We start from the raw sequence: 15,915 nt of genomic DNA on the forward strand, positions 1-15,915 counted from the left end.
AACCCTCTCGGTGAATCGCTGTCCTCCAATGGGACTGCCGGGTCCGGGGCAGCCAGGAATCGACGAGTACGACCTGACATCCATTCGGCCCGCTCGACGCCTCCACGGTAGTCCGCGCCGAAGGGTCGAGCAACGAGTGCACGGTCGGTGTCGTGCTGCGCATCATTCGGGTGCCCCACGCTGTCGGTCAGCCAGATTCAAGTGCCGGTTGAGGAGGGGGCCCACGACCGAAAGGCCTTTCGCGCTCGCCAATTTCTCGTGACTCGTAGGGACTTGGTACTCGTGTATGTCACCGATGATGTACTTTCGCCAGCCCGCCGCCCCGGTCTCACGGTTGAGACCGTGATCGTCGATCGAATCTGTCGCCACGCTGAAGTACGCGACCGCCGCATCCTCGAGAGTCGACGGCCGATGCGCGCGAGCACACTGGACGAGGTCGCCGTACTCCCGGTAGAGAGTCTCGAGGTGATCCGGAGTCAGTGACGCAAAGAGTCCACCCTTCGCACGCAGCAGCCGTGCGGCCTGCTCTGCCGTCGTGGCCGACTCCCCGTCGTCGGCCAATTCCACCCCACCGAATTCCGCGAGCAACCTTGCGACCGTAGGCATCTCATCCTCGAGCCCGGCTTCGGACGGCGCGCGGCTGTCCATCATGGAAAGGGTGAGCACCTCATCACCATCGCGACGAAGTTGGACCGCCATCTCGTGCGCAATCTGGCCCCCCACCGAGTAGCCGAGCAGGTGATAGGGACCGTGTGGCTGCACAGACCGGATCTCCCGGACGTAGCGGCGCGCACGGTCGTCGAGCGATCCGAAACGTGCATCGGGATCGGTCAGCGCGGGTGAATTGATTCCGTAGATCGGTCGGTTGTCGTCGACGTACTGCACCAAGCCGCTGAAACACCAGGCCAGCCCGATGGCGGGATGTATACAGAAGAGTGGCTTCCGACTGCCCGTGGCACGCAGTGGAAGTAGAACCGCGACCGCAGAACCAAGCCCGGCGTTCTCGACGGTCTCGGCCTCGTGCGTTTCGATCCGGTGTGCCAGCGACTCGGGCGTCGAATGTGTGAGGATCCACTCGACCGGTACCTCCCTGGAGGTCGACTCCCGCAGTCGCGCGGCCACCGCCGTGGCCGTCAACGAGTTGCCGCCGAGGGTGAAGAAGTTGTCGTCCGCGCCGACCCTCGCCACGCCGAGTTGGGCCGCGAAGGCGTCCGCGACGGCGGATTCGCAGCCCTCCTTCGGAGCCCGGAACTCGCTGCTGCCCGCCGCAAAATCCGGCGCCGGCAACGCAGCACGATCAACCTTCCCGTTCGGCGTCACCGGCACCGCATCGACCACCACCACCGCCGCCGGAACCATGTGCGGAGCCAACCGCTCCCCTACGAACGCGAGAACCTCACGCACATCAAGATCCACACCCACCTCGGGAACCACATACCCGACCAACCGATCACCAGCACCCTCGACCGCACACACCGCCGCAACCGCACGCGCCACCCCCGCACACGCAGACAGAACCGACTCGACCTCACCCAACTCGACCCGGAACCCCCGAACCTTCACCTGCAGATCCGAACGACCCACATAGTCCAGAACCAGCCCCCCATCCGACAACCGCACCCACCGCACCAGATCCCCCGTCCGATACATCCGCCGACCCGACCCCCCAAACGGATCCGCAACAAACCGCGCCGCCGTCAACCCCGCCCGATTCCGATAACCACGCGCCAACGCCGAACCCGCCAGATACAACTCCCCAACCACCCCCACCGGCACCGGCCGCAACCACCCGTCCAGAACACACTCCTCCACACCCCGAATCGGACCACCAACCGTCACCCGATCCCCAACCGCCATGCGCGCGCTGGAATTCGATTGGATCGTCACCTCCGCCGGACCGTAGGTGTTGAAGATCCGCCGGCCGAACGCCCACCGCGTCACCAGCTCCGGCGGACACCGCTCACCACCGAGCACGATGGTCCGGAGATCGTCGAGCCCCACCGGGTCGACCGTCGCCAACAGCGTCGGCGTCAACGCAACGTGAGTCACCCTCTCCCGCTGCAGAATCCGAACCAACTCGGCACCGCCGAACACCGCCGGCGGCACTACCACCAGCCGCCCACCGAACCCGAACGCCCACAACTGCTCGAGCACCGCCGCGTCGAAACTCGGCGACGCCACATGCAACACCCGCGCATCGGGACCCAACCTGAACCGAACGCCCTGCTCCAGCACCAGATTCGCCAACCCCCGATGCGTCACCACCACCCCCTTCGGCACCCCTGTCGACCCGGAGGTGTAGATCACATACGCCGGATGATCAGGTGTCAGCGCAGCGGCCCGTTCACCGCCCGTCACCGCCGTCGCGGAAAACCCCGCCACCTCCGCCTCGACAGATTCGTCGTCGAGCACCACCCACGGCACCATCCGAGGCAACCCGCTCGAAACGTCCTCACGCGTCAGCCCCAGCACGGCACCCGAATCAGCGAGCATGTGCTCGAGCCGAGCCGACGGATACCCCGGATCCAACGGAACGAACGCCGCCCCCGACTTCGCGACCGCCCACACCGCCAACACCGACTCCAGCGACCGCGGCAACCCCACCGCCACAGAAGACTCCGGACCCACACCACGACCGATCAACCAGCGCGCCAAACGATTCGACTGCTCGTCCAACTCCTTATACGTCCACCGGCGATCACCACACACCACCGCCACCGCACCCGGATCCCGCGCCGGCCACACCGACAACAACTCCGGCAACACCCACCCCGCGACCCCCGATCCACCCGACACCGATACCAACTCCCGATGCTCGGCCGGGGAGAGCAGATCCAGCCGGGCCAGCGGCAGGTCCGGGTCGGCGACGACGGTATCGATCACCCGCAGGACGCGCTCGAGGGTCCCCTCCATCGTGTCGTGGTCGAAGATCTCGGGCAGGTACGAGATTCGCAGGCGCAGTCGCGTATCGACGTCCGCAACCAGGCCGATCGGATAATGCGAGGCGTCGGTCCCGCTCACCCCGACCACCCGAACCCCGGCAACGTCGGTTTCCGCGGCGATCCCGCTCCGATCGACCGGATAGGACTCGAACACCGACATCGTGTCGAAAACCGCTCCCGGCCCGGCAACCCGCTGGATGTCGGCCAGACTCACGTAGTGATGATCGAGCAGCGCGGCCTGCTCCGCCTGGATCCGGTCGAGTAGCTGTCCCAGACTCTCTGCGCTGTCGAGCCGGACGCGCACGGGCAGTGTGTTGACGAACAGGCCGATCATCGACTCGACGCCCTCGAGCTGCGGGGGCCGCCCGGATACGGTCGTACCGAACGTCACATCGTCCCTGGATGTCCACGCGCCCAAAACGATCGCCCACGACACCTGGAGCACAGTGTTGACGGTGATCCCGCGAGCACGCGCAAGAGAGGTGAGCGCCGCCGTCCGTTCCTCGGTCAGGCCGGCGACCACCTCCCGTGAATCGGAGTATCGACGACCCGGGTCGGCCGGCGCCACCAACGTCGACTCGTCGGCCTCGTCGAAGACGCGAGCCCACGTCTCGAGTGACAGGTCGGCGTTCTGCCCACCCAGCCAGGCCAGGTAGTCGCGGTACGGGTACGCCCGCGGCAACACCGCGGCATCTCCGTCAGCGCCATAGAGCACTACCAGTTCGCGCAACAGCAGCGGCATCGACCAACCGTCGAGCAGCAGATGATGACTGGTGAGCACCAGTCGGTGACGCTCGGGTCCGGTGGTGACCAGCATCCAGCTCAGCAGTGGCGCCCGAGCCGGGTCGAACCGGGTCGCCCGGTCCGCGCGCAGCATGCGGTCCAGCTCGGTCCGGCGCATGCCCGCGTCCTGCCGGGAGACATCGACCTCCGTCCAGCGCGCCACGACGTGGTCCTGGACCACCTGTACCGGCCCGGCGGCGGTGTCGGCGACGAACGCGGTCCGCAGGTTCGGATGCCGTTCGAGCAGCATCTCTCCCGCACGCCGGAGACGGGCCGGGTCGACATCTCCGTGCAGTTCGAGGACCAGCTGCACCACATAGGCGTCCGCGGACTCCTCGGACACCGACGCGTGGAACAGCAGCCCCTTCTGCAGCGGGGAAAGCGGCCACACGTCCGTCATGTCCGGATACCGGTTCTCCAGCCGTTCGATCTCGGGCTGCCCGAAAGTGACCAGGTCGAAATCCGACGGTGTCCGTCCGCCCGCCCCGGGGGCCTGGGCATGCGCGGTCAACGTCGCCAACATCGCGCACCACGACCCCGCCAGCTCACCGACCTCGGCCGATGTCAACACACCACTCGGGAACGACCACGTCGCGCGCAGCCGCGGCGCACTGGCGCTACCGACCGTCAGGGCGTTGATGTCGAGCACCGCCGACACCGGCATGTCCGGATTCTGTGCACCCGAGAGGTCGTCGGCGTCCTCGACCGGGACCCAACCGGCCTCACGCCCGCCGTCAGGGATCCCGCCGGCGACCCGGCCGAGGTAGTTGAACGCGACCTGTGGCGCCGGCAGGTCCCGCAACGCCGACCCAGTGCCGTCGTTGAGATAGCGCAGCAGTCCGTAGCCGATCCCGTGATCCGGGACCGCGAGGAGTTGCTCCTTGACGGACTTGACAACCGCACCGGCGGCCGGCCCACCGGAGTACGCATCGTCGAGGTCGATACCGGAAAGATCCAGGTGCATAGGAAAACTCGTCGTGAACCAACCGACTGTGCGGGTCAGATCCGAGCCCGCGACCACACCCTCCTCGCGCCCGTGGCCTTCCAGCCTGAAGAAGACCTCGCGGGCCGGGGATTCCCGCGACGCGGCAGCGCGCTCCCGCTGCCACTTCGTCACCACGATCGCCAACGCGGCCACCAGTCCGTCCCCCACCGCGCCATGGAAGACCTCTGGCACTGTGGTCAACAGCGCCTCGGTGACGTCGCCGGGGAGTTCCACGCGGACAGTTTCCGCCGTCGAATTCACGTCGATCGTGGAGTCGAGGGGCCGGGACCCGATCAACGGATCGTCCCCGGCAGCCATCGCCCGCCACATCTCGAGTTCCGCGACCCGCTCCGGCCGGTGGGCCGCCTCGACCAGCCCGTGCGCCCACCTGCGCATCGACGTCCCCACCGGCTCGAGCTCCGGCTGTATTCCCGCCGCGATCTGCGACCAGGCTGCGGCCAGATCCGGCACCAGCACCCGCCAGGACACCCCGTCGACCGCCGAATGATGAATCACCACCAGGATGCGGCCGCGGTCCGCCTCCTCCACAGGATCGAACCAGACCACCTGGATCACGACCCCCGCAGCCGGGTCGAGCCGGTCCGCGGCAGCGGTCAACTCCGCCGCCGCCTGCTCGTGGAACGCGGCGGTTCCCTGGTTCGCCGCCATCGCGACGCGGTGGATGACATTGTCGGCCCGAATCGTTCCGGACGGCTGCACCTCCCACGTCCAGGCCCCATCCGTCGAGGGCTGCACCCGGGCACGCAGCATGTCGTGCCGATCCAGCAACGCCTGCACCGTGCCCGCCAAGGATCTCCCGTCGGCCCCCGGCGGCAAACCCAGCATCAGCGACTGCGAGAAGCGGCCGAACCCGGACTCTCCCCGTTCGAGCAGCCACCGCATGATCGGTGTCAACGACACCTCACCGACACCACCACCGGCGAGCTCCTCGAGCACCTGGGCCGAGCCACCGTCCCCGAGGACCGCAACGTCCGCCAGCCTCGCCACCGATCTGCATTCGAACACGTCCCGCGGCGAGAACACCACTCCCACCGCCTTCGCCCGCGCCGCCAACTGGATCGACATGATGCTGTCTCCACCGAGCGCGAAGAACGAATCCTCCACCCCCACCCGGTCGACACCGAGCACCTCCCCGAACAGCCCCGTGAGTACCTTCTCGATCTCGGTGCCCGGAGCCCGGAACTCGCTGCTGCCCGCCGCAAAATCCGGCGCCGGCAACGCAGCACGATCAACCTTCCCGTTCGGCGTCACCGGCACCGCATCGACCACCACCACCGCCGCCGGAACCATGTGCGGAGCCAACCGCTCCCCCACGAACGCGAGAACCTCACGCACATCAAGATCCACACCCACCTCGGGAACCACATACCCGACCAACCGATCACCAGCACCCTCGACCGCACACACCGCCGCAACCGCACGCGCCACCCCCGCACACGCAGACAGAACCGACTCGACCTCACCCAACTCGACCCGGAACCCCCGAACCTTCACCTGCAGATCCGAACGACCCACATAGTCCAGAACCAGCCCCCCATCCGACAACCGCACCCACCGCACCAGATCCCCCGTCCGATACATCCGCCGACCCGACCCCCCAAACGGATCCGCAACAAACCGCGCCGCCGTCAACCCCGCCCGATTCCGATAACCACGCGCCAACGCCGAACCCGCCAGATACAACTCCCCAACCACCCCCACCGGCACCGGCCGCAACCACCCGTCCAGAACACACTCCTCCACACCCCGAATCGGACCACCAACCGTCACCCGATCCCCAACCGCCATGCGCGCGCTGGAATTCGACCAGATTGTCGTCTCGGTCGGCCCATACAGGTTGAACATCGACCGCCCCTGGGCCCACCGAGTCACCAACTCCGGGGGGCAGGCCTCACCGCCCACCATCAGATTCCGCAACGACTCCAATCCCGTTGCATCAGCGGAAGTCGGAGTCGACAAGGCTGTATCCAACGAAGCCAAGACCGTCGGGGTGAGAATCGCATGAGTCACACCCTCGGCATCGAGTAGCTGGGCCAATTCCTCACCGCCGTACAGGGTCGGCGGCGAGATCACCAGCCGCGCACCCGCACCGAAGGCCATCGTCTGCTCGAACACTGCCGCGTCGAAACTCGGCGACGCCACATGCAACACCCGCGCATCGGGACCCAACCCGAACCGAAATCCCTGCTCCACCAAAAGATTCGCGAACCCCCGATGCGTCACCACCACGCCCTTCGGCGCCCCCGTCGACCCGGACGTGTAGATCACATACGCCGGATGATCGGCCTCCAGCCTCGCCGGCCGCTCCGCATCGCTCACCGACCCGGCCGACAACTCCGCCAACTCCACCTCGACCACCGGATCGTCGAGCACCACCCACCCCACCGACTCCGACAGCCGATCCCGCCACTCCGCGACCGTGACACCCACCGTCACAGCCGAATCCGACAGCATGTGCCCAATCCGACCAGCCGGATACAACGGATCGACCGGCACGAACGCCGCACCGGACTTCGCGACCGCCCACACCGCCAGCACCGCCTCCAGCGACCGCGGCAACGCCACCGCCACACACGACTCCGGACCCACACCACGACCGATCAACCAGCGCGCCAACCGGTTCGACCGGCCGTCGAGCTCGCCGTACGTCCAACTCCGGTCTCCGTACACCACCGCGACCGCACCCGGATCCCGCACCACCGACGCCGACAACAACTCCGGCAACACCCGCCCCACAACCCCCGGCCCACCCGACACCGACACCAACTCCCGATGCTCGGCCGGGGAGAGCAGATCGATCTCCCCGACCCGCGCCGAAGGCGAGGAAGCGACTTCCTCGGCAATGCGGAGGAATCGGTCCGCGAAGCGCTGCACCGTGTCCGAGTCGAAGATGTCGGTAGCGAAGCCGAAGGAAGCCGACATCCCGAGAGGAGCGTCGTCGACGGGGTCGAACTCCTCGGCGAGGCTCAGATGCAGGTCGTAGCGGGCGATGTCGAGATCGACATCGACAGGCTCGACCGTCAGCCCCGGCAAGGCCAGGTTCGGCATCTCGATGTTCTGAAACTCCAGCATCACTTGGAAGAGCGGTGAATACGCCGTCGACCGAACGGGATCAACGGCATCGACCACTCGGTCGAAAGGTACCTGTGCGTGGACGAGGGCATCGAGATCGCATGCGCTGACCCGTCCGAGGAGGTCCGTGAACGAACACCCGGGCTCCACCTGCGTCCGCAGCACGACGGTGTTGACGAACATGCCCACCACATCGTCGAGCGCCGCCTCGCCTCGCCCCGCCGTCGGCGTGCCGACCGCAATGTCCGTGCTCCCACTCAACCTGCTCAGCAGCACGGCGAGCAGCGCATGCATGACCATGAACATCGTCGAATGATGTTCTCGTGCAAGATCGTGCAGCCGCTGATGCAGGTGCGCACCGATGTCGAAGCGAGCTTCGTCTCCCTGCATCGACCGCCACACCGGATGTGGTCGGTCGGTCGGCAACTCGACGGGCGGCGGCATCTCCGAGAGCGCCGACCGCCAGTACGTCAACTCGCGCGCGAGCGGCGAATCCGGTTCGGACTCACTGCCGAGGACGCGGCGCTGCCACAGGCTGTAGTCGGCGTAGGTCACTGCCGGCGGCGCCCAGTCCGGAGCCCGTCCGTGCAGGCGGGAGGTGTATGCGACCGCCGCGTCCCGCGCCAGCGGCGCCGTCGACGAACCGTCCGCGGCGATGTGGTGCAGCACGATCGCCAGTACGTGTTGATCCGGGCCGAGCCGGAACAGTGCCGTCCGCATGGGTATCTCGTCGGTCAGGTCGAAACCGGCGGCGGCACACCGTACCAGGTGCGCCTGCAGTTCCGCCTCTCCGAATACGGGCACCGGCGTGAGGTCGAAATGCACCTGCCCTGGTGGCACCACCACCTGGTGGGGACCGTCCACGGACTGGGGGTAGACCGTCCGGAGCGTCGCATGCCGATCGACGATGTCGGCAAGCGCCGACCGCAGCGCCTCGGTGTCCAGGTCGCCCGACAACCGGAGCGCGATGGGAACGTTGTATGCGGGCGACGACGTATCCAGTTGGTTGACGACCCACATTCGCTGCTGTGCGAGGGAAACCGGCACGCTGTCGGGCCGAGGGCCCGCGGTCAGTGCCGGTCGGGGCGACGATCGAACGTCGATGCCATCGATGCCATCGATCCGTGCCGCGAGCGCAGCAATGGTGGGCGACTCGAACAGGTCGCGGATATCGATGCTCCGATCCAGCGCCGAGTTGATCCGTGTGACCGCCTTGGTCGCGACGAGGGAGTTTCCGCCGAGATCGAAGAAGTGCGCATCGACACCGAGGTGGTCGACCGCGAGCACCTCGGCGAAGACTACTGCGATTGCCTCCTCCGTCGGTGTTCGCGGCGGCCGCGACTCGGTGTGCCTGGTCCCGAAGTCCGGTGCAGGTAGTGCGGCGCGATCGAGCTTGCCGACCGGGGTCAGCGGAATCTCGTCGAGCAGTGTGATCGCCGCGGGCACCATGTGGTCCGGCACCGCCGCACGAACCTGGGCCGTCAGCTCGGCGGGGTCGAGGACGTGCTCGGCGGTGGGGAGCACGTAGGACACCAAGACCGGGTCGCCGGTCGGGCCGGCCCGGCTGAGGGTCGCGGCGAACCTCACGTGCGGGTGGGCCGTCAACGCCGCATCCACCTCGCCGGGCTCGGTCCGGACGCCACGAATCTTGACCTGGAAGTCGGACCGGCCCACGTACTCGAGCGTCAGGTCTCCCTCCCGATCGCGCAGCCACCTCACCACATCCCCGGTGCGGTAGAGGCGTTGTCCCCGTGCACCGAACGGATCAGCGACGAATCGTGCAGCCGTCTGACCGGCCTGATTCCGATACCCACGTGCCAGGCCCGCACCGGTCAGATACAGCTCCCCGGCCACACCGACCGGCACCGGTCGTAGCCGCTCGTCGAGCACCAACTCCTCGAAGCCCCGGATCGGGCCGCCGACTGTCACCGGTTCCCCCGCCGACCCGATCGCTCCGAGGTTCGCCATGATGGTCACCTCGGTCGGGCCGTAGCCGTCGAACATCGAACGGCCAGGCGCCCACTGCGCCACCAGCTCCGGGGAACACGCCTCACCCGCCACCTCGAGGTACCGCAAGCAGCCGTGGCCCGTGGGGTCGACCGACGACAATGTCGACGGTGTCAGGACCGCATGGGTGACGCGGCCACGATCGAGCAGCGCCGCCAGTTCGTCGCCGCCGTACACCGTCGGTGGTGCGATGATCAGGCACCCGCCCGACGCGAACGCCCACACCAGCTCGAACACCGACGCATCGAAACTCGGGGAAGCGAAGTGCAGGACGCGCGCACCGGGCCCCGCCGCGTACCGGTCGCGTTGTTCGGCCACCATGTTCGCCAAACCCCGATGCGTCACCACCACCCCCTTCGGCACCCCAGTCGACCCGGACGTGTAGATCACATACGCCGGATGGTCAGGTGTCAGCGCAGCGGCCCGTTCGCCGTCGGTCACCGCCGTCGCGGAAAACCCCGCCACCTCCGCCTCGACAGATTCGTCGTCGAGCACCACCCACGGCACCGTCCGAGGCAGCCCGCTCCACACGTCCTCGCGCGTCAGCCCCAGCACGGCACCCGAATCAGCGAGCATGTGCTCGAGCCGAGCCGACGGATACCCCGGATCCAACGGAACGAACGCCGCACCGGACTTCGCGACCGCCCACACCGCCAGCACCGACTCCAGCGACCGCGGCAACCCCACCGCCACAGACGACTCCGGACCCACACCACGACCGATCAACCAGCGCGCCAACCGGTTCGACCGGCCGTCGAGCTCGCCGTACGTCCAACTCCGGTCTCCGTACACCACCGCGATCGTGCTCGGGTCCGTGCCCACCGATGCCGCGAACAGCCCCGGCAAGGTCGTCGCGGGCAATGCCGCCGCCCCGGATACCGGCGTCAGCTGCTCGCACTCCCCGGGGGCAAGCACATCGACGTCGCCGACCGGGGCCGACGGATCTGCTGCCGCATACTCGAGAATGCGCGCCAGCCGATCGACGAATGCCCGCATTGTCGCCGAGTCGAACAGATCGGCGGCAAACGCGAGATCGACCGACAGTCCCGACGGTCGACCGGAGTCGGTGAAGCTCGCACCTACAGTCACCTGCAGATCGCAGAGTTCGGGACAACAGGCCTCGGGTGCTGCGACCGACACGTCGGCGACCGCGGTCCGCTCGGGACGGTCGGGCCCGAGGACCACCTGTACCAGCGGCGGGCTGTCCGGTGCGCGGCCCGGGGCGACGGCCTCGACCACCCGGTCGAACGACACCCCCGCGTGTGCGAACGCGCCGCGTTGACTCTGCTTCACCCGGTCCAGCAGATCTGCGAACGAGAGTCCTGGATCCACGTGGGTCCGCAACACTACGGTGTCGACGAACGCGTCCGCCCCGTCGTCGAGCGCGGCGTCGACCGGACGGGAAGTCGGCGCACCCACCGCGATGTCGTGGGAGCCGCTCACCCGGGCCAGCAGTGCCGCCAGTCCCGCATGCATCGTCATGAACATCGTCGCGTCGTGCTCGCGAGCGCGCTGCTCCAGCGTGCGATGCAGTTCCGCACCGAGCGCGATCCGGAGGTGTCCGGGCTCCGGGGACCGCTGTTGCGGCCGCCGCCGATCCGTCGGCAGCCCGAGCCGGACCGGCAGCCCCGCCAGCGTGCGGCGCCAGTAGTCCAGGTCGCGCGCTGCTGCCCGCCGACGCTCTCCTTCCCTCGCACTCTCACGGTGGACCGTCGCTATCGGTGCCTCAAGGCCAGCCGCCAGGAAGTCCGCGATCACACCCACGAACAGCTGCTGATGGCGCCTCAGCTCGGCGCTGCGGTAGCGGAGCGGATTTCCACGAAACTCGACGAACGTCTTTGCGGGTGTACCCCTTTGGTAGACGTTGATCAGCAAGTCCTCGATCGGACCGGAGGTGAGCACGTGAAATTCGCCGGTCACCGAACCGAAATCCAGCTCCTGACGGAAGAGCATCACGTTGACCATCGGCGCGGCGGCCCGATGCGCCTCGGCACCGACGCTCACCTCTCGCGCAATCTCGGCGAGATTGCTGCGCTGGTGTCGCAACGCGCCCATCAGTTCCAGACCCACCCGCTCGACCAGATCGCCCACCGTGTCGCCGGGACCGACCCGAATCCGGAGCGGAACGACGTTGACGAACATCCCGCCTGAATGCCGCAACACCGCCGTGGTCCGCCCGGATACCGGGACATCCACGCGAACCTCCTGCCGGCCCGTCATCCGCGAGAGGTAACAGGCGAAGGCGGCGATGATCACCGCAGCGGACGTTCGGCTCGCCCGACCCTCGGAGTCCTCGAGTCGGGCGACCGTGTCCTTGTCGAGCGATGTGGTCACCAGCATGTCGCGGGCCACCGCGGCGCCGTCTCGGTCGGCCAGACTCACGGGCGCCGCCAGCCCCTGGAACCGCTCGATCCAGTACGCACGGTCCGCGTCGAACCGGCTCGAGGCTCGGTACCGACAGTCGAGTTCGTACAGCGTCCGCAGATCGGCAGCCCTGCTGGGTTCCGGTTCCCGACCCGACGCCGCAGCCGAGTACAGAGCCGCGATGCGGTTGACCACCGTCATCGCGGCATACCCGTCCAACGCGACATGGTGGGCACGGCTGTACCACAGGTACTGCGCATCGCCGACCCGCAAGATCGTCGACACCCCCAGGTCGTGGAGCGGGTCCATCGGACTCGACCGGTCCTCGAGCATCCACGCATCCGCGGCCGCCACCGGATCGCTCTCTCCACGAAAATCGATGAACCCCACTGAGTTGTCCAACGACGGGTCGACAACTTGCCTGGGCTCCCCGTCGACCTCGATCAGCCGGAGGAAGGCGCCCTGAACCTCACGCCCCGCAGTCACGGCCGCCCATCGGAACAGGTCTAGATCGAGGTCTCCGTGGAACTCGACGTACTGAGCGATGCAGTACGGAAGGTGTGGGGCCAGGCGCTGCGCGAGCCAGACCTCGTACTGCGCCGATGACAGCGGAAATGGTTCCAGGGCAGCAACTTCCATGGAAGAAGTCCCGAATCCGCTTGAAGTCGGCTCCGCCTGCTCGTCCATCAGAGTGCAATCTGGTCGTGTTGCATCAGGCGGCACGTCACGACGCGCAATTGTGCCGACCTGCTCGACGAGTGCCCGATATCGGAACAGCGGTGGAATCTTCTCGCTCGAACGTGCCGACCGCGCCACCGGGTCCGGGGTGGTGAAGTGACGCCTGTGACGTCTCGGGCCACTTGGTGGCCGCTCACCCATTTTGCCAGAGCGGCCAGAAGCGCGCCAACCGACCGAAATGCTCCATGCCGACAGCGCCCGGTGTGGATAGCCTGGAAGCGGTGGCGGCGACGAGCGGCCAGGGAGAACCGAAACCCATGAGTGAACAACGACTGGTCCACGTGTTCGAGGAACTGGCGGACGCCCTCGTACCCGGCTTCGACACCGTCGATTCTCTACGAATCCTGACCGACCGAACCGTGGAACTGGTGGCGATCGACGCTGCCGGCATCCTGCTGACCGATGAACGCGGGCACCTCGCTTCGGTGGCGTGCACCACCAAGTCGGTGCACACCCTCGAGCAGTTGGAGCTGGCGGACGCCCGTGGCCCCTGCTACGACTGCTTCACCACGGAGCGCCCCCTCGTCAACCTCGGACGCGACGCAACCTCGGCGCGCTGGCCACGGTTTCAGCACCTCGCCGACGAGGTCGGCTTCGGGGCCGTCCATGCCGTTCCGTTGCAGCTGGGAAACCAGGTGATCGGGTCACTGAACATGTTCTGCGTCGCCCCCGGTCGACTTCCCGCGCAGGACGTCGACACGAGCCGGGCGCTGGGGCGCATCGCCACCATCGGCCTGCTACACGAGCGCACCACGCGCAGCGCGCAGGAAGAGGCCGCCCAACTGCGACAGGCGCTGACCAGTCGGGTAATCATCGAGCAAGCCAAAGGGATGCTCGCCGAATCTGCCGGATGCACCCCGGCGGTGGCATTCGAAGCGCTCCGCCGCTACGCCCGAACCCATGGCCGACCGCTCCACGACATTGCCGCAGAAGTCGTCGACGGCACCCTGATTCCGCCGACTTCCGGCTGAGCCGCGCGGCGCGCCCAGACACATCCGAACGGCACACCGGCACCGGTTGGATCAACCACCTCGGCCAGGTGAAGCCGATCCACGACCCACCGCCCGGTTCGAAGCCGTCGCAGGCACTCGGTGCCACCACCCCGCCATCCACTACAACCGCCAAGTCCGGGCGATCAGCCGCAACGCCCGGACTGCCTGCAAGAAACGCACTGGTATCGGACATGGAGTTCGGCCCCCACGACGTGAACCGACACGCTCGCGGATCAGTCCCCCTCCCCGACGTCACGATGCTCGTCACGGATACTGCTGATCATGAGAAGGCCAGTTGGAGTTCGCGCCACAGTGACCGCAGCCATCGTCGCGACCGTTGCAGCAGTTTCACTTACGCCGCCAGCCATCGCGGCGGGCGCCCCGGCGAACTCCACGGTGCGGTACGTCGCGCTCGGTGATTCCCGCGCCGCCGGACCGTCACTCGACCGGATCGCAGACACCAACGGGTGCAAACGCTCCGACCTCGGCTATCCGAACCTCGTCGCGCGGGGAGTGAACGCGGCGGGGTTCCTCAACCTGTCGTGCTCCGGTGCACGGACCGAGAACGTGACGAACACCCCGCAGCAGACGTCGACCGGTGCGGTGCCTCCGCAGATCGACCGGATGCCGTCGGACACCACGCTCGTGACGCTCAGCATCGGCGGAAACGACATTCGCTGGCCCAAACTCATCTCCCAGTGCTACGCCAATGGACCCGGCGGTGACGCCGGATGTCGCACCAATCCTGCGTTCACTCGCGACGCGGTATCGGCCCTGGCGGCTGTCGGTCCGAAGGTGTGGTCGACGCTCACGGCGATCAGAGTGAAGGCACCATTTGCTCGCATCATCCTCGTCGGGCACGGCGGAATCGTCGGCGACCACGGATGCTGGCCCAACCTCCCGATCAGCGACGCCGACGCCATCTGGGCCAAGGGCTTCTTCGCGATGTTCAACGGTGTCCTTGCGATTGCGGCCGCGACGTCCGGTGCCGAGTTCGTCGACGTCGCCGCAGGGGCGCAAGGACACGACGCGTGCGCCGCTCCCGATCAACGGTGGTTCGAAGGACGCCAAGCCCGCCCGTCCACGAGCCCGCTACACCCGAACACCGCGGGCATGGCACACATGGCGCGTCAGGTGCTCGCAAAGGTGCACCACTAGCCCTCGACAGGAAGCATGACTTCTTCCAGCCTGGGTCGGCTGCAAGCGTGACGTCGGTTCGAACAGGCCCTGCCTTCATAGGGCGTCGCTGAACGAGCACAAGGTTCCGGGTCAGCGCGCTCCAACCGGCTGCGGTTCGAGATGGGCAGTTACTTCATTCGGAGTGACGAGAATTGAGGACGCCACTGTCATACGCGGGTCGCCGTCCGCAGTACGGAGGCGAGTCTCGATGTCGAGGAACACCGCGACTCCGCGCTCGGTGACGCCAGTGACCGTCATCGATGCGGTGAGGACATCGCCGGCCAGAATCGGAGCCGTGACGGTGATCTTCTCGTTCGTGTGGATCGGCGTGCGCGTCCCCGTGTCGACCCCGAACCTCGGATCGGCCATCATTTCCCTGATCAGAGTCGCGGTAACCACAACAACGAAAGTCGGTGGAGCAACAAGGTTCGCGTATCCGGCCCTCTTTGCGGCGCCGACGTCATGATGTGCCGGATCCATCGCGAGGACTGCACGAGCGAACTCGCGTACCTTTTCTCGACCGACTACGTAGTTGTCGGCGGATCGGAACACGATACCTGGGGTGAGCAGCCTCAGTTGTCCGGAGCTCGTGATCACACTGAGCATCATAGGCAGAGGAGCGCACCAGGCTACGGGAGTTCGCCAATATCGCCGCTGTTCGTCCAGATTCTCTGAAATACAATGAATATCAGGGCATGTCACGCCGGTCGACTGCTTCGATGTCGCGTCACGCCACCACTTCGATCATGCCCGGCAACGGGTAGGGTTGCCGAATTTGTAACCGGCGCAACCACTCCAAACCGGCGATGACTGACCCCCCAAAGCTGATCCC

General features: G+C 67.0%; 4 protein-coding genes. 2 read left to right on the plus strand and 2 right to left on the minus strand.

Features of this window, described 5'->3' with window-relative positions; all coding sequences use genetic code 11:
* Positions 1-162 precede the first annotated feature (162 nt).
* Positions 163-12,813 (minus strand): amino acid adenylation domain-containing protein, encoded by a 12,651-nt coding sequence (locus ACQ5DX_RS12235; protein ID WP_430332880.1) that lies wholly within the window; start codon positions 12,811-12,813, stop codon positions 163-165.
* A gap of 356 nt (positions 12,814-13,169) precedes the next feature.
* Between ACQ5DX_RS12235 and ACQ5DX_RS12240 the strand changes: the two genes are divergently transcribed.
* Positions 13,170-13,883 (plus strand): GAF and ANTAR domain-containing protein, encoded by a 714-nt coding sequence (locus tag ACQ5DX_RS12240; protein ID WP_430332881.1) that lies wholly within the window; start codon positions 13,170-13,172, stop codon positions 13,881-13,883.
* Between the two features lie 333 nt (positions 13,884-14,216).
* Positions 14,217-15,062 (plus strand): SGNH/GDSL hydrolase family protein, encoded by an 846-nt coding sequence (locus tag ACQ5DX_RS12245; protein ID WP_430332882.1) that lies wholly within the window; start codon positions 14,217-14,219, stop codon positions 15,060-15,062.
* 111 nt (positions 15,063-15,173) lie between these two features.
* Here the strand turns inward: ACQ5DX_RS12245 and ACQ5DX_RS12250 are convergent, their stop codons facing one another.
* A complete protein-coding gene (locus ACQ5DX_RS12250) occupies positions 15,174-15,680 on the minus strand; it encodes an FAS1-like dehydratase domain-containing protein (RefSeq protein ID WP_430332883.1) in 507 nt (168 codons plus the stop codon).
* Positions 15,681-15,915: the final 235 nt, after the last annotated feature.

The sequence above is a fragment of the Rhodococcus sp. ACT016 genome (assembly GCF_050477185.1).
In the GTDB taxonomy this organism is placed as follows: Bacteria; Actinomycetota; Actinomycetes; order Mycobacteriales; family Mycobacteriaceae; genus Prescottella.